The organism is Mycolicibacterium litorale, from assembly GCF_010731695.1.
GTDB classification, from domain to species: domain Bacteria; phylum Actinomycetota; class Actinomycetes; order Mycobacteriales; family Mycobacteriaceae; genus Mycobacterium; species Mycobacterium litorale.
The window spans coordinates 680,591-706,854 of the sequence record NZ_AP022586.1 but is presented as its reverse complement, the minus strand read 5'-3'; the positions used below and the strand labels follow the sequence as shown (position 1 = coordinate 706,854).

Here is a 26,264-nt window from a genome sequence, read left to right as displayed (position 1 = left end):
CCCGACCGCGGGCGCCGGAACTCTCGACACATTGGCAGACAACTCCGCGGCGCTCCATCCTGACCCTCGATGCGACCAATATCGTAATGGCCCGGTGGGATTCGCCGGGCCAGACACAGTATCGGCGAAAGACCAGTAAACACGTTGCCCCTTCAATGAGGTGAGCGGCGCGTCACCCTTTTTGCGATGACGTTTTGCCGGTAACGTCCGGCGCCAGGGGGTGACATCAAAAGCCCACCGACTCGAGACTGGAGCGGCGTGTCTGTTGGGTTCACCGGTGCCATTGCCCGTCGATTCGCGGGTCTGTGCCTGTCGATGATGTTGGTGGCGGCACTGGGTGCGCCCGCCGCCGCTCAAGCCGCCCCGCTGAACGCAGATCCGTCCGCCGCTGGCGAGGCGACGCTGCCGTGGCGGACGCTGGGTCTGCCCGGTGATTTGACGCTGGTCGGCGCCAATACGAATCAGGACTTCGCGGTGCCCGTTCCCACCGGCTTCACCGCCACCCGGCTGCGCGGGCTGATCCACGCGCCGGTCGACTTCGGGGCCGGCTTCGTCGAGATCTCCGATACCACCGGCCGGTTCCTCGCAACGGTCAACCTGCCCGCCGTCGTGCCCGATCAAGCGGTGGTGCCGTTCGACGTCGACATCTCTGCGGCGCAGGTGAGCGGATCGAAGCTCGGGTTGTCGTTCACCGTGCGAGAGGCCGCGTTGCCGGCCGCGGAACGATGCGGCCTCGGCGAACAGGTCCGGTTGAGTGACCTCACCACCGTGTTCGCCGGGATCGAACCGGCGCCGACGACGGTCGCCTCGTTCTTTCCCGCTGTCCTGCAACGACTGACGATCTACGCGCCGATCGATGCCGATGACGGCGAAGAGCAGGCCGTCCTCACGCTGGCCTCCGCGGTGGCGCGGATGTACCGGCCGCAGGCCACGGCGGTCACGGTGGTCAAGCAGCCACGTGGTGCCGTTCCTCCGCCGGCACCGCAGTTCACCCGGACCGTCGTGGTCGAGAACGGTGACGCCGGGCTGGCCGTCGTGAACCCCGACCGGGGCGACGTGTATCTGAAGCTGACTGGGCGGGGTGACCAGCTCGCCGCTCAGGCGTCGGTGGTCGCCACCCAGATGCAGTCGCTGGTGCAGGTCCCCGATGCGCGGGTCGAGAAGGCCGGTGCCCGAGGGGAATCCGATGACGACGAGGTCAGCTTCGGCGAGGTGAACATCGCCGGCGAGAGTTCTGTGCTGCGGACCGCCACCTTGACCGTCGGGGTCGACCGGGCGGCCTTGGGCGCCGGGCGGGTCGACGGGCTGCAGGTGCACCTGCTGGCCACACACACGCCGGTGCAGCCGCTCGACTCGGCATCGGTGACCATCAGCGTCAACGGCCAGGCCCTGCACACCGCGCCGCTGGGCGAGAACGGCCGCGTCGACACCGTTTTCGATGTACCGGGCGAGTTCCTGGGTCAGAGAGTCAATTTCGCGTTCGGCCTGACGTTCAGCCCGCGCCAGCTGTGTTCGCCGACCATCGCGCCGGTGAGCTTCCAGATCGACCCCCGTTCGACGCTGACGATGCGCCGCGGCGGCCCGCCCCTTGCTGGGTTCGGCGCTGTGCCTTCGGAGTTCAGCCCGGAGTTCCTCGTCGCGCTCGACGGCAGCAATCCGAATCAGCTGCACTATGCGACCCGGGTGGTCGCGAACATCGCGCGGCTGACCGATGCGGTGCTGGTGCCGCGTGTCGTGGACGTGAAGGCGGCTGCGGACGCGCGTATGGGCGCCTTGATCGTGGCGAATGCGGCGACGGTCGAACAGACCTCGATGCGGCCGCCGGTCGGCGGTGAGAGCTCCGATGTCCAGGTCGATCTGCGTGACCAATTGCGGGCGCAGATCAATCGCGGGCTGGGGTCGATTCAGACGTTCGCCGACGAGCCGCGCGACCGCACGGTGGTTCTCGTGACCACCAGCGGCGCGTGGTCCCTGGTCGAACCGCTCTTCGGATACATCGATCAGCAGCCTGAGGGCTGGTCGAGTCTGACCGGCGATGTGCTGGCCGCCGGCGCCGAGGGACGCGTCACGAATCTGGCGATCGGGGCCGAAGATACCGCGCCGATCGCTGCCGAGGACACCACTGACTGGCAGAGCAGGGTGGCCATCGCCGTCGGTGGCGTCGTCCTCGCCGCCCTCGCTGTTGCCGCGGCCTTGTTGTGGCGGCGTCGCGGTGCGACGCCTCAAGAAGACTGAGCCGGCGCGCGGCTGCGCGGGGCGATGCAGTTCTGATTGCGTTGGCGCTCAGCCTTGATGCGCGATCGGCGCTCGGCTTCGCGGGTGCGACGCCGTTTGGGCACTCGCACATTGCGCTGCGCCGTCGACGGCCTGCGCTTGGGCCGGGGCAGCGTCGCCGTGGTGGTGTCCCAGTCCGGGAAGAACAGCGCGGCACCCGGTGCGGTGCGGTACTCACGCCCGGCCGGTGACCGCCACACCACGGTGCCGTCGGGCAGCTGGTGATCCGCCCACCCGTCGGGACCGGTCCAAAACGTTTTCAGTAAATGATGTTCGCGACACAGGCATTTGAGGTTCGACGCATGTGTCGCGCCATCCGGGTGGGGAACCGTGTGGTCGATGTCGGCGAACACCGCCGCGCGTGTGCAGCCGGGGAACCGGCACGCCTCGTCCCGCACCCGCACGAACCGGTCCAGCGCCGTCGATGGCCGATACCGGGGTTCTGACTCGGTGGGCGCGGCGACGGTGGTGACCTTCGCGCCACGGCGCAGCAATTCGGCGAGCAGCGGCGTCGGAATCGCTCCCGCGCCGATGATCACCGCCGCCGCATCAGGCGGTGGCGGCGAGGTCTCGGTGATCAGCGGCCCTTCCCCGGACAGCGCGGGATCGTCGGTTGCGGCGGCGTGGTCGACGGCGGCCTGATTGGCCACGACATGGATCACCACGTGATCGCCGCCACCGTCACTGCCCGCCTTGGGGCAGTCGGTTCCGCACTGGCATGCCAATGTCTGCGCGCCGGCGCCCAGCGCGCCCAGGGCGTCGGCGCGGCGCTGCCCTGGGGTGCGGGGGTCGGTCTCGCACACACCGGCGACCATCTGCGCCAGGCGGCGCCTCAACGCCTCCGCGTCGCTCGCGAGCAACCGCCCCCACAGCGAGGTCGTCACTGTCGGATCGTCGGAGCTACCGATGGAGACGTCTCGATCGCGGGCCGCCAAGCGGGTGCGGATCACCGCGGCCGGGTCATAGCAGTCCACCCAGAGATCCACGGCGCGCTCGAGTTTCTCGCCCGACAGCGTCCCCCACCTCGTGGCGTGTTCGGCGACGCGCTCATCGATCCGTGCCAGTGCTTCGCCGTCCTCGACCAACCGGGTGCGCCAGGTGATCGTCGAGACGATCCGGGAACTGAGCTTGCCGTCGGCATAGAGGGCGGCCACCTTCGGCAACCGGTCGCGCAGCGCCAGCGCGATCCTCATCTCCCGTGACGACGCCCGCGCACTGATCCCCATGGCCGCCGAAACCTCCGCCGACGCCGCCGACCATGCATCACACGCCCACAGCACCCGATCGTCTCCGGCACTGAGCTCGCGGCGTCTGGTCAACTCGGCGATCGCCGCCAGCCGAGCGGCACCCTGGGCCGCCTCGGCGCGCGTGTGCTCCTCGATGGCCGCCACCAGGGCCGCGTCATCGAGGTCGTCGAACATGTGTTCGAGTATGCCAGCCGGGTCTGACATTGCGCACCGGCCCACAACCCTGCCGCGCTGAAGATCAGAGTGCGGGCAGCCGCTGCGGCAACGTGTCGATCCACTCGGCCACGGCGGCGCGCAACTCGTCGGCGCCGGACAGCCGTCTCCCGTCTCGCTCGAATCTGATCGCGTCCTCGACGACGAATGCGTACAAGTGCTCGACCAGCACGTCACGATCGCGTGTGCCGTCCATGAGCGGGAGTAGGTAACTGTCGACCACGGAAAGGGCCACCCCTTCGTGCCACCGATTGACCAAGTACCCGCCGGCGCGTCCGCGCGCGAGTTCTGCCATGCGGCGGATCGGCTCGTCGATCGTCAGCGGCGTGCGGGCCGGCTCCGGCGATACCGGATCAAGCCGGAAACGCGCCAGGCCGCGAATGATCAAGGCCTCCAGCAACTCATCGATCTTCGCCTCTTGGTCCTCGGGAGCCGCGACTCCCGCACGACCCAGGTGGGCGTGCACCTCGTACAGGAGTTCGCGACGTGACAGCGTCCACGGCCAGCGCGCGCTGAGCGCGTCGATCGCCGCCTTCACCCCCGGGTCTCGAGTGAAGAGGTTCCTGGTGCCATCGCGAAATTCTTGGGTGGTGTCGTCGAGTCGGACTTCGCCGTCCGCAGGCAGCAAGCGCGCGGCGAAATGCAGACGATCGAAGCGTCGGCGATCCAACTGGTAACTGATCTGCGGTCCGCGTTCGCCGTGCACCAGAAGCGACTGGCGGAACGTGCGGTTGACAACGAAGTCCAGATACTGCTCGACCAGTACCTGGCTGTGTCCGCACTCCTTGAGCAACGGCACCGCGACCTTGTCGCCGTAGTTGACGGCGAACATGCTCTGCACTTCCACGTCCGCGAGATAGGCGAGGCGATGGGGTTCAGCCCGCCTACCAAGGTCGAGAAAATAGCATGGCGCGTTGAACGCCTCAAGCTGTTCATGCAGCACGTAGTAGTCGTTCGCGTGGCTGCGTTCCGCCTTGAAGTCATCGAGCGCCTTGGCGAGAACGCTGTCGGCCGGGGCCACCTCGTGAAGGAAGTCGATCATGCCGCGGGCGTAACTCAGCTTCTCCTCTGCCGTCGTTCTGTCGCCGCCACGCAACAGCATGGCGTCACGAACGATTTCTTTCGCCTTCCAGCCGGGATACACGTTGTAGCTGAGGTGAGCGACACCCTCAGGGGCCAACAACCGGCTGAACGCCGACAGGATTGCGTCCTGCACGTTCGGGGGCACCCAGCTGTACACACCGTGACAGATGATGAAATCGAACTGCCCCAGCGCTGTCAGGTCGATCGAGGCGATATCTCCTTGTCGCAGTTCGACATTGCGAAGGCCGAGCGCCGCGACGAGCTTGCGCCCCTGGTCGATCTGCACCGCAGAGAGATCGAGACCCACGACTCGCGCACGGGGATGCCATGCGGCGAACGGGATCAGATTGCCGCCGGCCGAGCAGCCGATCTCGAGTACGCGGGCGGTGGACACGTTGGGGACGTCCAGTCCGAAAACGTGGGCGATCGCAGCCAGGCGCCCGGGAGCAGTCTGCGGGAATGCGTGCGACACGTACGGGACGGCGTCGTAGTCGGCACGCAACCGGTCAACCGCTTCAACCATCTCCGGCTCTCCTCAGGAATGTCTGGTCACGTCGCCGACTGCTCGTCGATCTTGAAGTATCTTGTTGGGAATTCAAATAGTTTGCTAATGCGTCATGTGCCCGCGTAGGGAACCTCTGATTACCCGGCGAACTGCTCACAAAACGAAGTCGAATCTCTCTCAACAGGACAGACACGTGCAGGGTCACTTGCATTCGTAACTTACTTGCAAAGCTCGCCGAGCTTCGTATTCGCCTCGTCCGCGCTCTTCCGTCGGGCGACTTGGTTGGGGTCTGAGTCGAGGGATCCCGCGGTGGCCGCGGCGGCGATGTCCATGAGTGTGTCAGCGAATCCTCGCGCAGCGTCGGCGATGTCCGACGGCGTCGCCGGCTCAAGTCGATCGATGAGGTACTGACCCCCATCGTAGAGCGCCAGCCGCGCGTTGGCAGCAGACGCCAGGTTTCCGGCGATATCGGCGGGTCCACCTGGTACGACGAGGTTGGTGTTGCGCGATACCCCGCGGCGGACGAGCTCAATCGCGCCGCACGTCTTGGCCTTGGCCTCTGCGCGCTGCGCATCGCTGAAACTTCCGGCGTCAGTCTCGTCGTCCCCACTTCTGAGCAAAGACCAGCCAGCCAGGCACAGCGCTACTACCGCAACGACCGCCGAAGCCAAGGACACGGCGGTACGCCAGTCGAGAAACACTCGGTGGCGCCGCTCCTGCGCCAGGAGCTCAGGTTCAGAAGACTCCGACATGGGCGGCATCGTAGCCGCGCTAGCAGGTGCGGGACTTATTTCAGCCGGATGCGTGATCAGATATTTCCACCCTCAACTAATAAATTCACACCCCCTTCTCAGCTTCCCTTAAGTTTGCTAAATTCGCGCCAACGGAGCTGGTCTGACCACGCCTCGTCGACGTTCGAACCAGCGAGGGGCGAGGGGGCCACCATGACAGACCACACCCACACGGACATCCCGGCGGCACTCCGGGCCGTCAAACCGAAGCACGCGACACCCACCGGCAACGTGGCGAAGCGGTTGACGACCGGCGCCCTGTTCAGTGCGGCGCTGGCCGCCGGGGCGTTCACTGTCGGCCTGACGACGGGAGCCAACACGGGTACCGCTGCGGCCGCACCCTGCGCGTCGGACGATTTCGAGTGCCTGGCGGGTGAGGCCGTGGCCGAGTTCACCGGAGGTGGGAACGGCTCGCTGTTCGGTGCCGGGGTCGGTGCAGCGGCCGGCTCGTTCGGGAGCTTCGACGCCCTGGATCCGCTCAATCTGGTCGGACCCGGCGGCATGCTCATCGGAAACGGTGTCGACGCCGCCGCCGACTGCACCGGCACTGCCTGCAACGGCGGTAACGGTGGTCTGCTGTTCGGAAACGGCGGCGCAGGCGCGAACGGCGGTACGGGTGGCGACGCCGGGCTCTTCGGCAATGGTGGCCGTGGCGGCGATGCCCTTGCGAAGACCGACAACGTCGTTGGTGTGGCTAACGCCACCACCGTCACCGGCAATACCGGCGGCGCGGGTGGGAACGGTGGCTTGTTCGCAGGCTGGGGCGGGGCCGGCGGCAACGGCGGTGATGTCACGACGAAGACCAACGCCGCAGTGGGCGGCGCCGGCGGGGCTGGCGGCCAGGGCGGCTTATTCGGCGGCGGCGGCGCTGGAGGACTGGGTGGCGATGCCGAATCGATCGGCAGCGGTGTTGACGTTACGGTCCCCGGCACCCCAGTGCCGTTCAGCACGACCGACACCGATACCAGCATCCCGGGAATCAAGACCGTAACCCAAAAGGTGGGCACTACCACTGTCAGCACAGTAGGCGTCGCCGCCGGTTCCGCGACCGGTGGCGCAGGCGGTGCCGGCGGCGCCAGCGGCCTGGTCGGCGCGGGCGGTGAAGGCGGCGCAGGCGGTGTCGGAGAGACGGTTTCGTCCTTCAGCATGGGCAAGGGCGGCGGCGGCGGCGCAGGCGGCGCGGCCGGAACCCTCTTTGGCAGTGGCGGCAGCGGAGGTGCGGGGGGCGCGGGTATCAACACCGGGTCCGAGCAGACAACGACCCTGACAACGGCCGGTACACAAACCAAGACCGTCTATTACGCAGGCGGGTCGAAAGACGGAAAACTCGTAGGCTCTCTAGTGGGGACGCCGGGGTGCAGCAAGTTCTCGTCATGCGGAATTCAGGACGGCCTCGCTCTTCTTGCTCTCGGAGGCACGAACCCGAGAACAACGTCTCTCGCCGCCGGGCCCACTGACCTCGGAACAGCCCTAGTGGGCGGTCCTGCCGAAGGTGGTGTAGGAGGCGACGGCGGCACCAGCGGGCTCGTCGGAAATGGCGGCGGCGGCGGCGTCGGCGGCGACGCAACCGCGAACTCATTTACGAATCTTGCTACCGGCGGCGCCGGCGGTAAGGGCGGATTCGCGACGCTGCTCGGCTTCGGCGGCACCGGCGGCACGGGTGGCACCGGCACCAATCTCGCCGAAGGACCGACGACGGTGAATTTCGAGATTCCGTCGATTATCGGAGACCTGCTACCGATTAACCTTCCCAACTCAATTCCGCTTGCGGCGACCGGTGCTGCCGGCCGAGGTATCGGCGGGGCAGGCGGAACCGGTGGCGGCGGCGCGTTGTTCGGTGGCGGTGGCGGTGCGGGTGGTGAAGGCATCGGCAGTCTCATCGGCACTGGCGGAAACGGCGGGAATGCCGGCTCGGGAGCCCTCCTTGGCGGCACGGGCGGCGCCGGGGGCACCGGGACTGCGAATGGCACTGCAGACGTCGACACGACCTTCCCGCTGTCGATTGGCCCCCTCACCATCAATGTCCCGATCAAGGCGACGGACGTTCCCGTCGGTACAGGTAACGGCGGCCTGGGCGGAACGGGCGGCGGCGGTCTGCTCGGCGGCGGCGGTGGCCGTGGCGGCGACGCGACCGGCAGTCTGACCGGCAACGCCGGTGACGGTGGAACCGGCGGGGGCAACCTGCCCGGCGTCAACAACACGCTGTTCGGCGGCCGCGGCGGCGACGGGGGCGACGCGACCGGCGGCAACGGCACTGCGCAGTTCACCCTCGGGCCGGTCTCGCTTCCGATCATCGGCCAGGTAGTTCCCCTGGTTCCCCTTCCTGCCCTCCCCGTCGGCCATGCCAACGCGGGGGACGGTGGCGACGGCGGCAACGGAACCATCTTCGGCGGCGGCGGTGGCACCGGTGGCACCAGGTACTACTCGAATCCGTTCGACCTCATCGACCTCGCCGACATCGGTGATCTCGACCCGAGCGACCTCGGCGGACTCGCAGGACTGATCAATACCGACAACGACGCCGTCGGCGGCAACGGCGGTAGCGGCCTGATCGGCGGTGCGGGCGGCCAGGGCGGCACGGGCGTCTTCAGCCTCGGCGGTCTTCTGGGCGGTGGCACGGGTGGCGGCACCGACCCGGGTGGTCTGTTCGGCGGCCTGGACCTCGGGTTCCTTGGCATCGACCCGGCGAACTTCACGATCGAGACCGGCGGTCAGGGCGGTCAGGGCGGGCCCGGCAGCCTCATCGGCGGCCTCGGCGGAGGCGGCGGCAACGCCGGCTCGCTGGGATCGACCTTCCCGTTCCTCCCGAACTCCATCCTCTCGGTGGGCGGCCAGGGCGGAGATGCGGGCGATGGCGGCCTGATCGGCGGCCTCGGCGGCTTCGGCGGGAACGCTCTCGCCCTCGGCCTGGGCTTCGGCGGCGACGGCGGCAACGGCGGAGGCGGCGGCCTGATCGGTGGCGCCGGCGGCTTCGGCGGCTGGGCGGAAGCACTCCTGGCCGCAGTCGGTGGCGCGGGCGGCGACGGCGGCCCCGGCCCCATCCCAGGCCCGGGTGGTCCCGGCGGCGGCGCGATCTCGCCCATCTCCGCGACCGGCGGTCCCGGCGGCCCCGGAAGCGTCCCCGGCTTCGACGGGCCCACGTTCTCGATCCCGACAGGCTTGCTGCCCTCGGGCGTGGGTCTCCCTGCCGCGCCTGAGACCGCCGCAGACCTCGCCCCCGCGCGGGTGGGCGGCGGCGACACCGGCGACGAGGTCACGACCACGACGAAGCCGAGCGGTAAGCGGAGTCTCAGCGACATCTCCAGCGCCATCCGGGACAACCCGATCTCGAAGAGCATCGACAGGGTCGTCGACCGCATCACCAGCGGCGGCAACAGGACCGGCGGAAGCACTGCCGGTGGAGCTGACGACGAATCCGATAACACCGACGGCGGAGAGACCGGTAGTGGCACGACCGGCGGCAGCACAGACGGTGCAGGGACCGGCACCGGCGGATAGCACCGACGAGCAGTCAATGGCGGCGGCCCGTCCCTCCTGAGGGGCGGGCCGCCGCCATGCTCAGCTGGCGACCGCCTCCCCCACCACCTTCTGCACCTCGACGAGGTTGTCGCCGTACACGCCGGCGTTGCCCAGCCCGCAGTGCCGGTCGGCGGTGATCGCGTTGACCGTCGTCCCCGATCCGCCGCCCTGCCAGTGTCCGACATTGGCCATCACCAGTCCCGGCATCAGGTCCGGCTCGTCGGCGGCGGGGCCGACGAATGACCCACGGTCGTTGAACACCCGCACCATCTCCCCCTCGGCGATACCGCGCGCGCCGGCGTCGTCGGGATGGATGAACACCCGCTGCCCGCCCTGGACGCGCTGCTTGTCCGGCGCGTTCCCGTACTGGCTGTTGAGGAACGCATGCGGCTTCGGCGAGATGATGCTCAACGGATAGCGTTGCGCCAGTTGTGGATTGGACTGCGCAGATTCAAACGGCGGGACATAGTCGGGCACCGGGTCCACATATCCGCCGGGCTGCATCCCCTCGTACATCGACCGCCACACCGGGACCACGAAGTTGCCGCCCTCGGCGAGGCTGGACTTGAACTCGCACTTCCCCGACGGGGTCGGGAAGTTGCCCTCGGCATGCGGCGCCCTGGTGTCCGGCGTGCCGACGTTCAACCGCATCCAGCCGACCTCTTCGAGCTTCTCGTACGTGATGCCCTGCAGCGCAGGCGCGTCCCAGTCGTGGAAGTCGATGAGCATCTCGCGGTCGGTGCGGTTCCAGTAGGCCATCGACTCCTCGTCGAACTCCATCGTCTTGGCCAACCGCCGGAACAGTTCGACGTTGGGGATGGCTTCACCGGGCGGTGCGATCGCCGGCTGGTTGAGCGATATGTACAGGTGTCCCCAGGTCACCATGATGTCGAGTTGTTCGGCCTGCATGGTGGCCGGCAGCACCAGATCGGCGTACTTGGCGGTGTCGGTGATGAAATGTTCGCTGACGACCGTGAACAGGTCGTCGCGCATCAACCCGCGCATCGTCTTCTCCTGCGCGGGGCCCTGGGACACCGGATTCGAGTTGTAGACGAACAACGATTTGATCGGCGGGTCGAGCTCGAGTTCACCGGTGAGCGCCATCCCGAGGTCGAGCTCGTTGACCACACGCGTGCCCTCCGGGATCCACTCCGGCATACAGATCTTGTCGAAGCTGGTCGGGAACTCCCAGATCGGCATCTCCATCGTGCCGCCGCCGACGTGTCGCCACGCGCCGACCAGTGCGGGCAGGCACGTGATGGCCCGGATCGCCTGTCCCCCACCGCGGCTGCGCTCCAGAGCCACACCCTGGCGGATCGCCGCGGGCTGGCTGGTCGCATATTCGCGCGCCAGCGTGCGAACGTCGTCGGCGGGCACACCGGTGATCTCCTCGACTCGTTCGGGTGGGTACTGCGCGGCGCGGGCGGCCAGTTCCTCGAAGCCCACCGTGTACTTCTCGACGTAATCGGTGTCGGTGAGCCCCTGGGCGATGGTCTCGTGGATCATCCCCATCGCGAGGGCGCCGTCGGTGCCCGGGCGGACGCGGATGTGCCAATCCGCTTGCCGCGCAGTGCGGTTGCGCACCGGATCGATCACGACGATCTTCGCGCCGTTCTTCTTGCGCGCCTCGAGCAGGAACGGCCAGCCGTGCAGGTTCGTGCTGGTCATGTTCATGCCCCACACGATGATGTACTTCGAGTGGGCCATCGATTCGACGTCGAGGCCACCGGATCCGCCGACGGTCATGTGCCATGCGGTCGAGGAACCCGATTCGCAGTACGTCTTCTCCGCCACCGTCGACCCCAGCCGGTTGAAGAACGCGTCACCCGCGGTCAATCCGTTGAGCACGCCCTGGTGACCGAGATAGGCGTGCGGCATGATCGCCTGACTGCCGTACTCCTCGATGATCGCCGTCCAGCGCTGCTTGATCTCCGCGAGCGCGTCGTCCCAGGAGATCCTCTCGAAGGCACCGGAGCCCTTCGGTCCCACCCGGCGCATCGGGTAGAGCAGCCGGTCGGACTGGTAATGGTGTTCGTGGAAGTTCTTGACCTTGACGCAGAGGTTGCCCTTGGTCATCGGATGGTTCGGATCACCCTGGACGTCAACGAGTTTGCCGTCCTCGACGTGGTAGAGCATCGCGCACGTGTCCGGGCAGTCGTGCGGGCAGGCGCCGCGCACGATGGTGAGTTCCTTCACGGGGGTCCTCCTGGGCTGCGGTGGTGCTACCAGTTAGGACGAGGTTTGTGGCCCGGCAATTGCACGCGCATTAAGCTGCTGTGACCGGTGCGGGCGTGCGCGGTTTTCGCGCACCGCGAACGTGGACCGCGCGTCGGTACGCTGGACACATGAACGGCGTCCTGCTCGTCCTGATCATCGTGGTCGTCGCCGCGCTCGCGCTGGCGGTCTACAGCTCATCGAAGGCGTCGGGCCGGCGCACCGCCCAGTCGCTGGCCGACGCGAAGGCCGACGCCCGCCGGGTGATCGAGCGGCTCGGCGGACAGGTGCTCAATCTCAGCGGCACCGACGAGGCGTCGAAGCAGGCGTTGGCCGACGCCTCGGAGCGCTACACCGCCGCCTCATCACAGATCGACCAGGCCACGTCGGCCCGGCAGGCCGAACTGGCCAAGGAGAGTGCGATCGAAGGCCTCTACTACGTCCGCGCGGCGCGCACGGCCATGGGCATGGATCCCGGTCCCGAACTCGAGACGCTCGCCGGGCAGCGCTCCGCGGGCGCGGTCACCGAGGACCGCCGGGTGCAGTTCGACGGCAGGGAGATCGAGGCGTCCCCGGTTCCGTCGCAGCGCACCCCGAACTACTACCCGGGCGGCCGGGTCGCGGGCCGTCCGGTGCCGGCCGGGTGGTACTCCGAACCGTGGTGGAAGCCGGCGCTGGTCGCCGGCGCGTGGGGCCTCGGCTCGGTGCTGCTGTTCGACGCGTTGTTCTCCGGGATGCACGGCAGCGGCTACGAGCAGGGTTTCGCCCAGGGCTATGACCAGGGCTTCGATCAGGGCCAGGACCCCGGATTCGACGACGGTGGCGGCGGCGACGCTGGCTGGGACGGCGGCGGCGGCTGGGGCGATTTCGGCGGCGGCGACTTCGGCGGTGGCGACTTCGGCGGGTTCTAGCCGCCGCGCTCAGATCCGGCTCTCGAGCCGGGCCGACACCCCCGCCTCCTGCAGGTCGAGCCGCTCCAGCATGGCGCGCACCGCCTCGTCTTCGATGCGGCCGGCGTCGCGTTCGGCGATCAATGCATTGCGCTGCGCGCACAGCACGTCGCGGTAGAGCTTGGAGAACACCTCCGCGCGGGGCGTGTGGGATTCCGGATCGGGCATCTCGTCGGCGTCTTGGGAGTGCCGGGCGATCGTCTGCCGGATGTTGGCCAGCGTCGCGTCGTCCAGTCCGGGCGGCGGCGCGTCGGCGAACCGGTTCAGCACTTCGTCGGCCGCGGTGTGCACCACCTGTTCGGCCTTGCGCGTCTCTTTCTCGTCGGAATGCCGGTCTTCGGCGAATGACGGTTGCAGCCAACGGATCAGCAGTGGCAGCGTCCACCCCTGCAACAGCAGCGTGCTGACGCTGACCACGAACGCGATCGCCTGGATGGTGGCGCGCTCGGGGAACGGCTCACCATCGACCGTCATCAACGGCAGGCCCGACGCGGCGGCCAGCGTCACCACGCCCCGCATCCCGGTCCACGAGACGACGACGTTCTCCTGCCACGTCAGCGAGCGCCGGTCGCCCAGTGCGGACAGCCGGCCGGGCCGGCCTCGTCGGCGTACTCCCAGCGCCCCGCGACCGCCCTCGGGTATCGGCACGCTGAGCCTGGACTCGACCTTGCGCGAGAGCACCCCGCGGCCGAACATCAGGAACACGCAGACCGGCCGGATCAGTAGGACGACGAGCAGCACCACGCCGGACGCAACCGCCACCTCGGCCAGCGACTCGTGCGCGGTGTTGAGGTCTTCGATCACGAACCGCAGCTGTAATCCGATGTAGGCGAACACGAATGCCTCGAGCATCACGTCGACCGAGTTCCACACGTAACGCTCCTGCAGCCGGGTCTGATAACCCGCGTCGAGCGAACCGTGGCCGACCACGAATCCCGCGACCACGACGGCCAGCACCCCCGAGGCGTGCAGGTGCTCGGCGGAGATGAACGCCGCGAACGGCACCACCAGACCCTGGATCGTCTCCAGGCCGGGGTTGGCCAGCCGGCGCCGGATCCACAGCGTGACGAAGCCCAGCGCGGCCCCGACGAGCGGACCGAGCAGTGCGCTGTAGCTGAACAGCAGCACCGGGTTCTCGATGAACGCCCGGCTGCCCGCCACCTGGGCCACCGCGATCGAGAACAGCGACAGTGCCGCCGCGTCGTTGACCAGGCTCTCGCCGGTCAGGATCGCCATCACCTTCTTCGGCAGGCCCAGCCGGCGGCCCACCGCGACCGCGGTCACCGCGTCCGGCGGCGCCACCACCGCACCGAGGATCAGAGCGACACCGAACGTCAGCGACGGCACCAGCCAGGACGCCAGGCCGGCGACCGCGAACGTCGTGATCACCACCAGCCCGACACCCAGGCCCAGGATCGGTTTGATGTTGCGCAGGAACGTTGGGAACGAGAAGTTCAGCGCCGCCGAATACAGCAGCGGGGGCAGCACCACCGACAGCAGCACCTCGGAATCGAGTTCGACGCCGTTGAAGTCGGGGGCGAACGACACCACGAACCCGACGACTACTAGGACGAGGGCGGGTTCCAGACCGCGGCGGTGAGCGATGGCCGTGACCACGATGGCGCCGACGACGACGAGGATCAGTTCCACCGGGAGATTGTCGCCGCAAACGGCGAGCGGCGCCGCGTTACCTCAGCGCTGGCAGGTCGGGCACCAGAACAGGTTGCGGCCCTCCAGCACGGCGGTGCTGATCGGGGTGCCGCAGATCCGGCACGGCTCGCCGGGACGGCGGTAGACGTAGGTGCGGGGCCGGCCGGTGCGGTACGAGGGGGCGCCGTGGTCGTCCTCGGGCCGCACGGTGATGATCTGACCGCGCCGCACACCGACTTTCATCAGGTCGATCAGGTCGGTCCACATCGCGTCGAATTCGCCGGGTTCGATGTTGGTGCCCAACCGGTAGGGGTCGATGCGGTGGCGGTAGAGCAGTTCGTTGCGGTAGACGTTGCCGACCCCGGCGATGACCGCCTGGTCCATCAGCAGCGCACCGACGGGCCTGCGCGAGCGGTTCAGCCTGGTCCACGCCGGCGCGGGATCCGCATCGCGCCGCAGCGGGTCTGGTCCGAGGCGGGCCAGGATCTCCGACACCTGCGCCTCGTCGACGACCTCGCAGGCGGTGGGGCCGCGCAGGTCGGTGCCGTACTCCGATCCGACGATGCGCATCCGCACCTGTCCGACCGGATCGGGCGGCGGCTCGTCGGCCGGCAACACGAACTCGTCGAACCGTCCGTACAGCCCGAGGTGCACGTGGATGATGCGGCCACCGCGGTAGTGGTGGAAGAGGTGCTTACCCCACGCGCTGGCACCGGTGAAGGTGCGGCCGTCGACCATCGCGGCGCCGTCGGCGAAGCGGCCCTGCGGACTGCTCACCCGTACCCGCGCGCCCTTGTACCGCTTCTGGTGCAGCCGGGCGAGCCGGTGCAGGGTGTGGCCCTCGGGCATCCGCTACGCCGGCGCTCCGGGCACCGCAGGCGCATCGTGGGTGCGCTCGTACTCGGCGAGGATGTCGATACGGCGTTGGTGGCGTTGCGCTTCCGACCACGGGGTGGACAGGAACGCGTCGACGATCGCGAGCGCGTCGGCCTCGGAGTGCATGCGGCCGCCGATGCCGATGAGCTGGGCGTTGTTGTGCTCACGCGCCAGCTTGGCCGTCTCGACGCTCCAGGCCAGCGCGCAGCGGGCGCCGGGCACCTTGTTGGCCGCGATCTGCTCACCGTTGCCGGAACCGCCCAGCACGATGCCGAGGCTGCCCGGGTCGGCCACCGTCTTCTCGGCGGCCGCGATGCAGAACGCCGGGTAGTCGTCGTCGGCGTCGTAGCCGAACGCGCCGCAGTCCACCGGTTCGTGACCGGTGTCGCGGAGATGGTCGATGATGACCTGCTTCAGCTCGTAGCCCGCGTGATCGGCTCCCAGGTAGACGCGCATGGCGGCCATTGTGACAGGTTCAGCCGACGGTGATCGCGTCGAGGCGCTCCTTGATGAAGTCCGACGACGTGACGGGGTCCAGCCCGGACACCTTGCCGATCGGCGGGCCGAGTGGGGTGACGACAGCGTCGTGGTTGGCCTCGTAGAAGTAGATCAGCGAGACCAGATCCTCTTCGGGGGCGTCGGGCTGCGGCGGCAACACCCGGTGCCGGCCCGACGGCCAGCGCCGCCCGCTCCAGTACTCCAGCAGATCGCCGATGTTGACGGTCAGCGCATCCGCCCGGTACGGCGCGTCGGCCCATCCGTCGGCGTCCGAGAACACCTGCAGCCCACCGGCACCCGGCTCCCGGTCCAGGATCGTCACGGTGCCGAAGTCGGTGTGCGGCCCGATGCGGAACTGGCCCGGTTCGGGTTCGCCGACGACGCTGACCGGCGGGTAGTGGTTGATGTTCATCGTCCACGTGGGCCGGCTCGCCAGCTGGACGAACGGGTTGGCCGGTATCCGCAGCGCGTGGGCGAAGAGGGCGAGCAGATCGTCGGCGACACGACGCATCTCCGCGGTGTAGGCGGTGACCAGCTCGCGCAGCACGGGCACCTCGTCGGGCCAGACGTTGGGCGCGAACCAGATCCGGTCGACCTCCGGGTCACCGGTGGCGGTGTCGGCGCCCAGGCTGAAGCTCTCCTTGAGGTCCGGCGGTGTCTCGGTGCCCTCGGCGTAGGCGTTGGCCTCGGCACCCGGACCGATCCAGCCGTGCCCGCCGACGGGCACCGAGTAACGCTGCTTGACCTCGTGCGGTTGCGCGAAGAACGCGCGGGACGCCGCGCGGACGTCCGCGGCGAGCGCCGGGTCCACGCCGTGGCCGGTGACGAGAATAAAGCCGGCGCGCTGCAGTCCTTCGTCGACCTCGGCCGCCAGCGCGTCGGCTTCGGCTCCCCCGGCGTACCAGCGGGACAGATCGATCGTCGCGATCACGCGGCGACTCCGCTGATGCTCTTCGCGCAAGCGCTCATCGGCCGATGTCCTCGTTCCACAGTTCCGGATGGGCCTCGATGAACTCGGACATCATCGACACGCACCGCTCGTCGTCGACGACGGTGACCTTCACACCGAGGTCGGCCAACCATTCGTGCCCGCCGGTGAAGGTGCGGCTCTCCCCCACGATCACCGCACCGATGTTGAACTGCCGTACCAGTCCGCTGCAGTACCAGCACGGCGACAGGGTCGTCACCATCACGGTGGACCGGTAGTCGCGCTGCCGGCCTGCGTTGCGGAACGCGTCGGTCTCGGCGTGCACCGACGGATCGTCGTCCTGCACCCGGCGGTTGTGGCCGCTGCCCAGCAGGACGCCGTCAGCGTCGAAGAGCGCGGCCCCGATCGGAATACCGCCCTCCGACAGCCCTTTTCGGGCTTCGGCATAGGCAACGTCGAGCATGTCGGCGACGCTGGTCACCGGATCTGAACTTGGCACAGCCCAAAATAACACCTGCGATTCCGCGGGGCCGGGTGAGCGATTGTCGCCCGGTAGCCACCCGGCGGAAACAAACCGGCGCGCAGCGGCATTGAACGTTGTCGTGAAGATTCTCGTGATCAGCGCCAGCCCGCGCGCCGACGGCAACTCCCATGCGCTCGCCCGCTCGGCGATCGACGGCGCCCGCGACGCCGGCCACGACGTCGAACACGTCTTCCTCGACGATTACGTGCAGCAGATGCTCGGCAACTGCCGGATGTGCCGGCGCCCGCAGGACGGCCGGTGTTCTCTCGACGACCGGTACGCAGAACTGCTGCTGGACAAGATCCTGCCCGCCGACGGGATCGTGTTCGCGATGCCGCTGTACTTCTACGGGATGCCCGGCCGGTTGAAAACCGTGTTCGACCGCTTGTTCTGCTACACCGCCAACAGCGCACCGGAGCAGGACGTCGTCGTCGACGGCATCACGGGCAAGAACGTCGGCGTGCTGATCTCCTGCGAGGAGAGCTACGTCGGCGCCACCCAGGGCGTGGCCGCCCAGTTCCAGGAGCTGACCCGGTACCTCAACCAGAACCTGGTCGGCGTCGTGGTCGGCAACGCCAACAGCCGCGGCGAGATCGTCCACGATCCCAGCGACCCGCTAGCCCGCGCGCGCGACCTCGGTGCCAGGTTGTTCGCCATCCGCGTCACCGACTACCGGATCGACACCGCGCGCTCGAACCGCGTGTGGGACGGCGCCGTTCACTCGTAGAACGAGTCGAGCAGGTCCTTCTGCTTCTCCTCGACGACCGAACGCTTCACCTTCAACGACGGCGTCAGCTCGTTGTTCTCGATGGACAGGTCGTGGTCGAGGATCGCCCACTTCTTGATGGTCTCCCACCGGTTGAGCTCGGAGTTCAGCCGGTCGATGTACCCGCCGATCAGTTCGCGGACCTGATCGGACTTCACCAGGTCGCCATAGGACTTGCCGCCCAGGCCGTTCTCGTCGGCCCAGCCGGAGATCGAGTCGGGGTCCAGGGTCACCAACGCCACGCAGTAGTTGCGGGACTCGCCGAACACCAGCATGTGACCGGCGTACGGGCACAGCGCCATGAACCTGCCTTCGATGGCAGGCGGCGCAACGTATTTGCCGCCGGAGGTCTTGAACAGCTCCTTGATCCGACCGGTGATCGTGAGGAAGCCGTCGTCGTCCAGCCGGCCTTGATCACCGGTGTGCAGCCACCCGTCCTCGGTGAGCGTCTCGGCCGTCTTGTCGGGCAGGTTGTGGTAGCCGTCCATCACGCACGGGCCCTTCACCTGGACCTCGCCGTCCTCGCTGATCCGCACCTCGCTGCCGTCGAAGACCTGGCCGACCGTGCCGAGCCGGTAGTTCTCCAAGCGGTTGATGAACGCGCCCGCGGCGGTCTCGGTGAGCCCGTAGCCTTCGAGGATCAGCAGCCCGGCGGCGTGGAACCACTCGGCGATGTCCCGGTTGAGCGGTGCCGAACCGGAGATCATGAAGCGGATGCGGCCGCCGAACACGTCCCGCACCTTGCTGAAGACCAGACGGTCGAACAGGCTGTGCGCCAACGCCAGGTGCGGCGGCACCGACTTCCCGGCCCGCCGTCGCCGGCTCACGTCGCGGCCGACCGCGAACGCCGCGTCGAACAACTTCTCCTTCACGCCGTGCTGCGACCTGACCACCTTGGCGTGGGCCTTCTCGAAGATGCGCGGCGCGGCACCCATGAAGGTGGGCTTCACGGTCCCCATGTTCTCGACGATCTTGTCCACCCGGCCGTCGATGGCACTGGCGAAGCCGCACGCCAGCTGCGCGGAGATCAGCACCTTGCCGAAGGCGTGCGCCAGCGGCAGCCACAGCAGCTGCAGATCCTTCTCGTCGAGGATGCCGAAGCCGGCGATGGTGTCGCCCTCGTACACCCAGGCCCGGTGAGCCAGCCTGACGCCCTTGGGTTTTCCGGTGGTGCCCGAGGTGTAGATGAGCGTGGCCAGCTGGTCGGAGGCGATTCCCGCCGAGCGCTCGCGCACCGCGGACGGGTGCTCGTCGAGGTGCTTGCGGCCCAGCTCGATGACGTCGTCCAGGCTCAGCACCCAGTCGCCGTCACCGGCGCCGTCGAACAGCACCACCTTCTCGAGGTCGGGCAGTTCGTCGCGCTTCTCCCGCAGCTTCTCCAGCTGGGTCTCGTCTTCGGCGAACACGAACCGGGAGTCGGAGTCACTGAGGATGTAGGCCGTGTCGGCGGCGTTGGTCGTCGGATACACCGTGGTGGTGGCGGCGGCGGCGCACATGATCGCCAGGTCGGCCAGGATCCACTCGTAGCGGGTGCCCGAGGCGATGCCCACCCGCTGCTCGGGTTCGATACCCAGCGCCAGCAGGCCTGCGGCCAGCGCCTCGACCTGGTCGGCGGCCTCCTGCCAGGTCAGCGAGACCCACTTGTCGTTCTCGAGTCTGCGAAATGCTTCGTGTTGCGCCGACTTCTCGACACGGTCGAAGAACATCGTGGCGACATTCGCTGACGTCGTGCCGGGCCGCTCTGTGCTGTCGATGGACATCGTCGTCTCCGGGGGCTCGAGGCGGGTTTCGGTACCGCCCCTGGCGGGGCGGTACCGATGGTTCCACATTCATACCCGGTCGGAGCCGTTTCGATGCGCAGCCCCGGCGACGGCCCTCAGTCGAACGACGGCCGCTCGGTGCGGGTGCGCTTGAGCTCCCAGAAGTGCGGATACGACGCGAAGATCACCGACGCGTCCCAGAGCTTGCCGGCCTCTTCACCGCGCGGGATCTTCGAGAGCACAGGCCCGAAGAACGCCACGCCGTTGACGTGGATGGTGGGAGTGCCGACGTCCTCGCCGACCGGGTCCATGCCCGCGTGGTGGCTCTTGCGCAGCGCGTCGTCGTACGCGTCGGAGGTCGCGGCGTTCGCCAGATCTGCAGGCAGGCCCACTTCCGCCAGCGATTCGGCGATGACCGCGGTGAACTCGGGGTCGGATTCGCCGTAGCCCTGATTGTGGATGCGGGTGCCCATTGCGGTGTAGAGCGGCGCCAGGATCTCCGGACCCTTCGCCTGCTCGGCGGCGATCGCGACGCGCACCGGGCCCCAGGCCCGCTTCATCGCCTCCTGGTACTGCTCGGGAAGGTCGCGACCCTCGTTGAGGACGGCGAGGCTCATGACGTGGAAATTCACCTCGATGTCGCGGACCTTCTCGACCTCGAGGATCCAGCGGGAGGTGATCCAGCACCACGGGCACAGCGGGTCGAACCAGAAATCGGCCTTCGACTTCTCAGCCATCAGCGGGATCCTTTCGGTGACGAGGACACAGTTCCATGCGGCACAACTTCGGAGTCGGGTCTGGTGTTCCCCAACACGCCGTCGCCCACGCGGGCTCCGCGGCACACGGCTGTGGGACAACCTTGACCGAACCGTGTTGTTCCTGCGACACGAGTGAACCAGTGTGGCAGTGGACAGACGAGGAGCACCATGTCCACTACAGCTCGAGCCCGGTGGATGGTGGCCGCCACCACCATCGCCGCCACCCTGATGTCCGGCGCCCTGATATCGGCGCCGGCCGCGGGCGCCGACCCGGTCGACCCCATGGACAAAGCGTTCCTCTCCGCGCTGCAGCGGGCCGGGGTGCGTTACGACAATCCCGTCGACACCGTCGCGCTCGGCAAGCGGGTGTGCCCGATGCTCGTCGAGCCCGGCAAGGACTTCGCGAAAGTGGTCGCCACGGTCCGCAACGACGGTGTCCCGCCCGAGCTCGCGGCGTTCTTCGCGGGCATCGCGATCCGGATGTACTGCCCGCAGATGGTTTCGTCGGTGGGCAACGGCACGTTCCTGAATTGGCTGCAGACGACGAGGTTCCCCGCAGCCCGATAGGTTGGGGGGTGTGGCACTCCCCAACCTGACTCGCGAGGCGGCGGTCGAGCGCGCGGCGCTCATCACCGTCGACAACTACCGGATCGAACTGGACCTGACCGACGGTGCCGGCGCACCCGGTGAGAAGACGTTCCGCTCGAAGACCACCGTCACGTTCGACGCGACGGCCGGCGCCGACACCTACATCGACATCGCGGCGGACACCATCCGCACAGCCACCCTCAACGGCCGCGACATCGACGTGTCCGGCTACGACGAGTCGACCGGCATCCCGCTGGCCGACCTGGCCGAGCGCAACGAACTCGTCGTCGACGCCGACTGCCGGTACTCGAACACCGGCGAGGGGCTGCACCGCTTCGTCGACCCGGTCGACAACGAGGTGTACCTCTACTCCCAGTTCGAGACCGCCGACGCCAAGCGCATGTTCGCCTGCTTCGACCAGCCCGACCTCAAGGCGACGTTCGACGTGACCGTGACCGCGCCCGCCCACTGGGAGGTGGTGTCCAACGGCGCGCTGGAAGCCAGCCGCACCGGTACAGGTCCGGACGACGCCGCCAAGACGCATGTGTTCGTCCAGACCCCGCGGATGAGCACCTATCTGGTCGCGCTCATCGCCGGGCCGTACGCACGCTGGGACGACCTGTACCGCGACGAGCACGGCGAGATCCCGCTCGGCCTGTTCTGCCGCCGCTCGCTGGCCGAGTTCATGGACGCCGAGCGGCTGTTCACCGAGACGAAGCAGGGATTCGGCTTCTACCACAACAACTTCGGCGTCCCCTATGCCTTCGGCAAGTACGACCAGCTGTTCGTGCCGGAGTTCAACGCGGGTGCGATGGAGAACGCCGGGGCCGTGACGTTCCTCGAGGACTACGTCTTCCGCAGCAAGGTCACCCGCGCCTCGTACGAGCGCCGCGCCGAGACGGTGCTGCACGAGATGGCGCACATGTGGTTCGGCGACCTGGTCACCATGGCGTGGTGGGACGACCTGTGGCTCAACGAGTCGTTCGCGACGTTCGCGTCAGTGCTGTGCCAGGCCGAGGCGACCGAGTACACCGAGGCGTGGACCACGTTCGCCAACGTCGAGAAGTCGTGGGCCTACCGCCAGGACCAGCTTCCGTCGACGCATCCGGTGGCCGCCGACATCCCCGACCTGCACGCGGTCGAGGTGAACTTCGACGGCATCACCTACGCCAAGGGCGCCAGCGTCCTCAAACAGCTCGTCGCCTACGTCGGAGAGGAGTCGTTCCTGGCGGGGCTGCGGGACTACTTCCGCGACCACGCCTTCGGCAACGCGACCTTCGGTGATCTGCTCGGCGCGCTCGAGAAGTCGTCGGGGCGCGACCTGTCCGGCTGGGGCCGCCAGTGGCTCAAGACCACCGGGCTCAACACGCTGCGCGCCGATTTCGACGTCGACGGCGACGGCCGTTTCACCCGCTTCGCCATCAGCCAGAGCGGTGCCGCGCCGGGCGCCGGGGAAACCCGCGTGCACCGGCTGGCGGTCGGTGTGTACGACGACGACGCCACCACCGGCAAGCTGGTCCGGGTGCACCGCGAGGAACTCGACGTCGAGGGCGAGAGCACCGAAGTTCCTGCGCTGCAGGGCGTTCCGCGCGGCAAGCTGGTTCTGGTCAACGACGACGACCTGACGTACTGCGCGCTGCGGCTCGATCCGGATTCCCTGCACACGGTGCTGACCCGCATCGCCGACATCGCCGAACCGCTGCCCCGCACGCTGGCCTGGTCGGCGGCGTGGGAGATCACGCGCGAAGCCGAACTGAAGGCCCGCGATTTCGTGGCGCTGGTGATGAGCGGCGTTCACGCCGAGACCGAGGTGGGGGTGGCGCAGCGGCTGCTGCTGCAGGCGCAGACCGCGCTGAACTCCTACGCCGATCCGCAGTGGGCACGGGAGACCGGCTGGCCGGCGTTCGCCGACCGGCTGCTGGACCTGGCGCGCGAGTCGGCGCCGGGTTCGGACCACCAGCTCGCGTTCGTCAACGCGCTGTGCAACTCGGTGCTGTCGCGCAACCACGTCGCGGTACTGGCGACGCTGCTCGACAACGAGCCCGCCGAGGTGAACCTGCCGGGGCTGGTCCTCGACACCGACCTGCGCTGGCGCATCGTCACGGCACTGGCCGCCAGCGGTGACATCGACGCCGACGGACCCGAGACGCCGTTCATCGACGCCGAGGCCCAGCGCGACCCGACCGCGGCCGGCCGGCGCCACGCTGCGGCGGCGTCCGCGGCGCGGCCGCAGCCCGAGGTGAAGGCGGCCGCGTGGCAACAGGTCGTCGAGGACGACACGCTGGCCAACATCACCACGCGTTCGATCGTCGGGGGCATCGTCCAGCCGGGTCAGCAGGAGCTGCTGGCGCCGTACACGGAGAAGTACTTCGCCGCCATCCCCGGAGTGTGGGAGCGCCGGTCGAGTGAGGTCGCGCAGACCGTGGTGATCGGGCTGTACCCGTCGTGGGACATCAGCGACGAGGCCCTGGCCGCGGCGGACCGCTTCCTCGCCGGTGACGTGCCGCCTGCGCTGCGGCGGCTGGTCGTCGAAGGCCGTGCCGGCGTGGAGCGCTCACTGCGGGCGCGCCGCTACGACGCCAGCTGACTCCCCACTTCCCCGCGAGCGTGCGCGTCTGCACACGACACACCGGGTGGTGTGCAGCAGTTCGCGCACGCTCGCGGGGCATTCTCATGCGATGGCCGTCAATCGAACTCGCAGGGCACGCGCGGCGCGCCGGCGAAAGCTGCGGATGGAGCGGGTGGTCAACGACCTCACCGTCGACGAGTGGGCGGCGCTCAAGGCGGCCTGGAACGGATGCGCCTACTGCGGGGCCACCGACGGCACCATGCAGCGCGACTGCGTCATGGCGATATCCCGGGGCGGGCGGTACACGCTGGACAACGTCGTGCCCGCCTGTGCGTCATGCAACACCAGCAAGTGCAATGACGAGGTCACCGGCTGGATGCGACGCAAACGCCTCGACGAGCGCAGGTTCCTGACTCGCTACGTCGAGATCCGCGGCGCCCTGTTGCAGGGTCGCGAGAGTGCGCAAACGCCGACCGGCGAGCGGCGTGTCGTGGAACAGACACGCACGCTCGCCGGGAAAAGCCCCCCGCTCGCCGGGGAAGAGCGCGAAGGAAACTAGCGCGGTGAGACGCCCGCCGACAGCACGCGGATCGCGCTGATCAGCCCGTCCATGAGGTTGCCCTCCTGGAACGACGCGGCGGCCGCCGAGACGCCCAGCGGGGCGGCGGTCTCGATACCGCGGCCCTTGACGTCGACGCCGTAGACGACCTCGATCGCGTGCTGGTCCGGCGAAACCGCCAGCAGCACCGCGTTGTTGGGCGTGGGCACCTGCGACAGGATCTCACGCGCGGTGGCGGCGGTGTCGGCGCCGAGGTCGCCGATGTACACCGCGAACCGCGCCTTGGCCGCCCGCGAGCCGTACTTGAGCGCGTCGTCGAGCACGACGAGGTCCTTGGTCGCGAACGGGTAGTCGACCGACAGGGTGCCGGGCTCGGTCACCCCGGACAGGCGGCCGCTCGTGGTCAGCGCCCAGCCGTAGGGCAGCCCCTGGCGCTCGACCGCCGCGCGGTGACCGGTGACCTTGACTTCACCACTTGCCACTTGCGCCGCCTCCGATCGTCACGTGATTCGAATGGTGTTCGCCGACGTTGCCGCCCTCCGCGGCGGAGTCGGCCTGAATGCTGCGACCGGTCGTGGCCGTGTGGTGACCCGAGGGTTCCTCGGCCGCCCACAGGATCGGCGAGTACCGCCACGGTTCGGACATTTTGTAGCTCGCCGGGTGCGGACCCTTGCCACGCCAGATCAGGAGGGCGAGGACCGCGGTCAGTCCCAACGGCACGAGGACGAAGAGAGAGTGCATCACGGGGGTGCTCACGATCCCAAACGGTATCTCACCGCAAGATCAGGCCGCTCCCTCACCCAGATATCGCACCCACGCCGGGTCGAGCTCCTTGACCGTCGACAGCAACCGCCAGTGCTGCCCCTTGGGCGGCAGCGGCGCCGACCGCAGCGTCCAGCCCAGTTCGGTGAGCAGATGGTCGGCCTTGCGGTGATTGCACGGCGCGCACGCCGCCACGCAGTTCTCCCACGAGTGGGCGCCGCCGCGGCTGCGCGGCACCACGTGGTCGACGGTGTCGGCCTTGGCGCCGCAGTAGGCGCAGCGGAACCGGTCGCGGTGCATCAGCGCGGCCCGGGTCATCGGCACCCGCGCCCGGTAGGGCACGCGGACGAAACTGCGCAGCCGGATGACGGTCGGCACCGTGATGCTGCGGCTGGCCGAGTGGATCACCGGACCGGCCGGGTCGTCGTGCACGACGTCGGCCTTACCGCACATCAGCATGACCACCGCCCGCCGCAGCGGCAGCGCCGTCAGCGGTTCATAGGTGGAGTTCAGCAGCAACACGCGGCGTCGGCCCCACAACGACCCGTCGTGCACCGCAGGCTCGACGCGGTGGTTTTCCACGCTGTGCAGGACGCGGGCGCTCGCCGCGGGACCCGGGGGGCCGGCCGCGGCCGCACGCTTGTGGCCGGCCGATCTCGACGGGCTTTTCTTGCGTTGCGCCATACGTCCTCCGAGGAGACAGTCCACCACGGATCGGCGGCCACCGCACGGCAATTCGGTACGTGTACGCAGGTCAGTCCCGTGAACATCGGGTGACGTCGCAGGAGTCGACGGGCCCGGGCGGTGACAGGCCACAATGGAGCCGTGACGCAACCAGCCCGGTCGTTCTACGACGAAGTCGGTGGCCACGAGACGTTCAACGCGATCGTGGCGCGGTTCTACGAGCTGGTACGCGAGGACGAGATCCTGCGCCCGCTGTACCCCGAGGACGAACTCGACGCGGCCGAGGTGCGGCTGCGCATGTTCCTCGAACAGTATTGGGGCGGCCCGCGCACCTACTCCGACCAGCGGGGACATCCACGCCTGCGGATGCGGCACGCGCCGTTCCGCATCGGCTACATCGAGCGCGACGCTTGGCTGCGCTGCATGCACACCGCGGTCGCATCGATCGATTCGGCGACGCTCGACGACGAGCACCGCAGGGAGCTGCTGAGCTACCTCGAGATGGCCGCCCAGTCGATGGTCAACTCGCCCTTCTGAGCGCAGGCGG

General features: G+C 68.5%; 21 protein-coding genes and 1 pseudogene. 8 read left to right on the top strand and 14 right to left on the bottom strand.

The window, feature by feature from the left end:
- Positions 1–258: 258 nt before the first annotated feature.
- Complete coding sequence (locus G6N30_RS03360; RefSeq protein WP_134059980.1) at positions 259–2,235, top strand: cellulose biosynthesis cyclic di-GMP-binding regulatory protein BcsB; 1,977 nt, start codon at positions 259–261, stop codon at positions 2,233–2,235.
- Here G6N30_RS03360 and G6N30_RS03355 read toward each other — a convergent pair.
- The 3 genes from G6N30_RS03355 to G6N30_RS03345 form a co-directional block, all read right to left on the bottom strand.
- The gene (locus G6N30_RS03355) at positions 2,223–3,695 is read right to left on the bottom strand and encodes an HNH endonuclease signature motif containing protein (protein WP_134059978.1); all 1,473 of its coding nucleotides are present in this window, start codon (positions 3,693–3,695) and stop codon (positions 2,223–2,225) included. The genes G6N30_RS03360 and G6N30_RS03355 overlap by 13 nt on opposite strands.
- A 64-nt stretch (positions 3,696–3,759) precedes the next feature.
- Positions 3,760–5,340 (bottom strand): methyltransferase regulatory domain-containing protein, encoded by a 1,581-nt coding sequence (locus G6N30_RS03350; RefSeq protein ID WP_134059976.1) that lies wholly within the window; start codon positions 5,338–5,340, stop codon positions 3,760–3,762.
- Positions 5,341–5,540: 200 nt separating this feature from the next.
- A complete protein-coding gene (locus G6N30_RS03345; protein ID WP_234880315.1) occupies positions 5,541–6,074 on the bottom strand; it encodes a hypothetical protein in 534 nt (177 codons plus the stop codon).
- A gap of 192 nt (positions 6,075–6,266) precedes the next feature.
- Between G6N30_RS03345 and G6N30_RS27325 the strand changes: the two genes are divergently transcribed.
- Positions 6,267–9,611 carry a hypothetical protein gene (locus G6N30_RS27325; RefSeq protein WP_163687378.1) on the top strand — a complete coding sequence of 1,115 codons (3,345 nt, stop codon included), beginning with the start codon at positions 6,267–6,269 and terminating at the stop codon, positions 9,609–9,611.
- Between the two features lie 60 nt (positions 9,612–9,671).
- Here G6N30_RS27325 and G6N30_RS03335 read toward each other — a convergent pair whose 3' ends face one another.
- Positions 9,672–11,828: a molybdopterin-containing oxidoreductase family protein gene (locus G6N30_RS03335; protein WP_134059968.1), complete on the bottom strand. Its 2,157-nt coding sequence runs from the start codon at positions 11,826–11,828 to the stop codon at positions 9,672–9,674.
- Positions 11,829–11,977: 149 nt separating this feature from the next.
- Here G6N30_RS03335 and G6N30_RS03330 point away from each other — a divergent pair, with 149 nt between their 5' ends.
- The gene (locus G6N30_RS03330) at positions 11,978–12,757 is read left to right on the top strand and encodes a DUF1542 domain-containing protein (protein ID WP_134059966.1); all 780 of its coding nucleotides are present in this window, start codon (positions 11,978–11,980) and stop codon (positions 12,755–12,757) included.
- 9 nt (positions 12,758–12,766) lie between these two features.
- Here the strand turns inward: G6N30_RS03330 and G6N30_RS03325 are convergent, their stop codons facing one another.
- From G6N30_RS03325 to G6N30_RS03305, 5 genes are read right to left on the bottom strand one after another with little or no spacing between them, the layout of a single operon-like run.
- Positions 12,767–14,446 (bottom strand): cation:proton antiporter, encoded by a 1,680-nt coding sequence (locus G6N30_RS03325; protein WP_134059964.1) that lies wholly within the window; start codon positions 14,444–14,446, stop codon positions 12,767–12,769.
- A gap of 42 nt (positions 14,447–14,488) precedes the next feature.
- Positions 14,489–15,295 (bottom strand): Fpg/Nei family DNA glycosylase, encoded by an 807-nt coding sequence (locus tag G6N30_RS03320; RefSeq protein WP_134059962.1) that lies wholly within the window; start codon positions 15,293–15,295, stop codon positions 14,489–14,491.
- 3 nt (positions 15,296–15,298) lie between these two features.
- The gene (locus G6N30_RS03315; RefSeq protein ID WP_179965545.1) at positions 15,299–15,778 is read right to left on the bottom strand and encodes a ribose-5-phosphate isomerase; all 480 of its coding nucleotides are present in this window, start codon (positions 15,776–15,778) and stop codon (positions 15,299–15,301) included.
- A gap of 19 nt (positions 15,779–15,797) precedes the next feature.
- Positions 15,798–16,751 (bottom strand): isopenicillin N synthase family dioxygenase, encoded by a 954-nt coding sequence (locus G6N30_RS03310; protein WP_134059958.1) that lies wholly within the window; start codon positions 16,749–16,751, stop codon positions 15,798–15,800.
- 34 nt (positions 16,752–16,785) lie between these two features.
- Positions 16,786–17,211 (bottom strand): nucleoside deaminase, encoded by a 426-nt coding sequence (locus G6N30_RS03305; RefSeq protein ID WP_134060336.1) that lies wholly within the window; start codon positions 17,209–17,211, stop codon positions 16,786–16,788.
- Positions 17,212–17,350: 139 nt separating this feature from the next.
- On the opposite strand from G6N30_RS03305, the gene G6N30_RS03300 reads away from it, so the two are divergent.
- Positions 17,351–17,998, top strand: a complete 648-nt coding sequence (locus G6N30_RS03300) for a flavodoxin family protein (RefSeq protein WP_134059956.1) — start codon at positions 17,351–17,353, stop codon at positions 17,996–17,998.
- Here G6N30_RS03300 and G6N30_RS03295 read toward each other — a convergent pair.
- Together G6N30_RS03295 and G6N30_RS03290 are read right to left on the bottom strand one after the other, a co-directional pair.
- Positions 17,989–19,797, bottom strand: coding sequence for an AMP-dependent synthetase/ligase (locus G6N30_RS03295; protein ID WP_134059954.1), 1,809 nt, complete (start codon positions 19,795–19,797; stop codon positions 17,989–17,991). The two genes, G6N30_RS03300 and G6N30_RS03295, sit on opposite strands and share 10 nt — an antisense overlap.
- Before the next feature lie 116 nt (positions 19,798–19,913).
- Positions 19,914–20,534, bottom strand: coding sequence for a mycothiol-dependent nitroreductase Rv2466c family protein (locus tag G6N30_RS03290; protein WP_134059952.1), 621 nt, complete (start codon positions 20,532–20,534; stop codon positions 19,914–19,916).
- Between the two features lie 189 nt (positions 20,535–20,723).
- Here G6N30_RS03290 and G6N30_RS03285 point away from each other — a divergent pair, with 189 nt between their 5' ends.
- From G6N30_RS03285 to G6N30_RS03275, 3 genes and pseudogenes are all read left to right on the top strand, one after another.
- On the top strand, positions 20,724–21,122 hold the full coding sequence (locus G6N30_RS03285) for a DUF732 domain-containing protein (RefSeq protein ID WP_134059950.1): 399 nt from the start codon (positions 20,724–20,726) through the stop codon (positions 21,120–21,122).
- A gap of 10 nt (positions 21,123–21,132) precedes the next feature.
- Complete coding sequence (gene pepN, locus G6N30_RS03280; protein WP_134059948.1) at positions 21,133–23,730, top strand: aminopeptidase N; 2,598 nt, start codon at positions 21,133–21,135, stop codon at positions 23,728–23,730.
- A gap of 91 nt (positions 23,731–23,821) precedes the next feature.
- Positions 23,822–24,154: pseudogene (locus G6N30_RS03275) on the top strand (HNH endonuclease); the annotation flags it as partial.
- Positions 24,155–24,267: 113 nt separating this feature from the next.
- Here the strand turns inward: G6N30_RS03275 and G6N30_RS03270 are convergent.
- From G6N30_RS03270 to G6N30_RS03260, 3 genes are read right to left on the bottom strand one after another with little or no spacing between them, the layout of a single operon-like run.
- Entirely contained in the window at positions 24,268–24,753 is a 486-nt protein-coding gene (locus G6N30_RS03270) for a DUF5130 domain-containing protein (protein ID WP_134059944.1), read from the bottom strand.
- Positions 24,740–25,012, bottom strand: a complete 273-nt coding sequence (ctaJ, locus tag G6N30_RS03265) for an aa3-type cytochrome oxidase subunit CtaJ (RefSeq protein WP_134060335.1) — start codon at positions 25,010–25,012, stop codon at positions 24,740–24,742. The genes G6N30_RS03270 and ctaJ overlap by 14 nt, the downstream gene beginning before the upstream one ends.
- Positions 25,013–25,054: 42 nt before the next feature.
- Complete coding sequence (locus tag G6N30_RS03260) at positions 25,055–25,717, bottom strand: HNH endonuclease (protein ID WP_134059942.1); 663 nt, start codon at positions 25,715–25,717, stop codon at positions 25,055–25,057.
- A gap of 141 nt (positions 25,718–25,858) precedes the next feature.
- Between G6N30_RS03260 and G6N30_RS03255 the strand changes: the two genes are divergently transcribed.
- A complete protein-coding gene (locus G6N30_RS03255) occupies positions 25,859–26,254 on the top strand; it encodes a globin (protein WP_134059940.1) in 396 nt (131 codons plus the stop codon).
- Positions 26,255–26,264 lie beyond the last annotated feature (10 nt).

Coding starts and splice junctions, on each gene's coding strand:
- G6N30_RS03285 (WP_134059950.1), top strand. CDS start 20,724: ATGTCCACTACAGCTCGAGCCCGGTGGATGGTGGCCGCCACCACCATC.
- G6N30_RS03320 (WP_134059962.1), bottom strand. CDS start 15,295: ATGCCCGAGGGCCACACCCTGCACCGGCTCGCCCGGCTGCACCAGAAG.
- G6N30_RS03260 (WP_134059942.1), bottom strand. CDS start 25,717: ATGGCGCAACGCAAGAAAAGCCCGTCGAGATCGGCCGGCCACAAGCGT.
- G6N30_RS03350 (WP_134059976.1), bottom strand. CDS start 5,340: ATGGTTGAAGCGGTTGACCGGTTGCGTGCCGACTACGACGCCGTCCCG.
- G6N30_RS03305 (WP_134060336.1), bottom strand. CDS start 17,211: ATGCTCGACGTTGCCTATGCCGAAGCCCGAAAAGGGCTGTCGGAGGGC.
- ctaJ (WP_134060335.1), bottom strand. CDS start 25,012: ATGCACTCTCTCTTCGTCCTCGTGCCGTTGGGACTGACCGCGGTCCTC.
- G6N30_RS27325 (WP_163687378.1), top strand. CDS start 6,267: ATGACAGACCACACCCACACGGACATCCCGGCGGCACTCCGGGCCGTC.
- G6N30_RS03315 (WP_179965545.1), bottom strand. CDS start 15,778: ATGCGCGTCTACCTGGGAGCCGATCACGCGGGCTACGAGCTGAAGCAG.
- G6N30_RS03290 (WP_134059952.1), bottom strand. CDS start 20,534: ATGGCTGAGAAGTCGAAGGCCGATTTCTGGTTCGACCCGCTGTGCCCG.
- G6N30_RS03355 (WP_134059978.1), bottom strand. CDS start 3,695: ATGTTCGACGACCTCGATGACGCGGCCCTGGTGGCGGCCATCGAGGAG.
- G6N30_RS03330 (WP_134059966.1), top strand. CDS start 11,978: ATGAACGGCGTCCTGCTCGTCCTGATCATCGTGGTCGTCGCCGCGCTC.
- G6N30_RS03295 (WP_134059954.1), bottom strand. CDS start 19,797: ATGTCCATCGACAGCACAGAGCGGCCCGGCACGACGTCAGCGAATGTC.
- G6N30_RS03345 (WP_234880315.1), bottom strand. CDS start 6,074: ATGTCGGAGTCTTCTGAACCTGAGCTCCTGGCGCAGGAGCGGCGCCAC.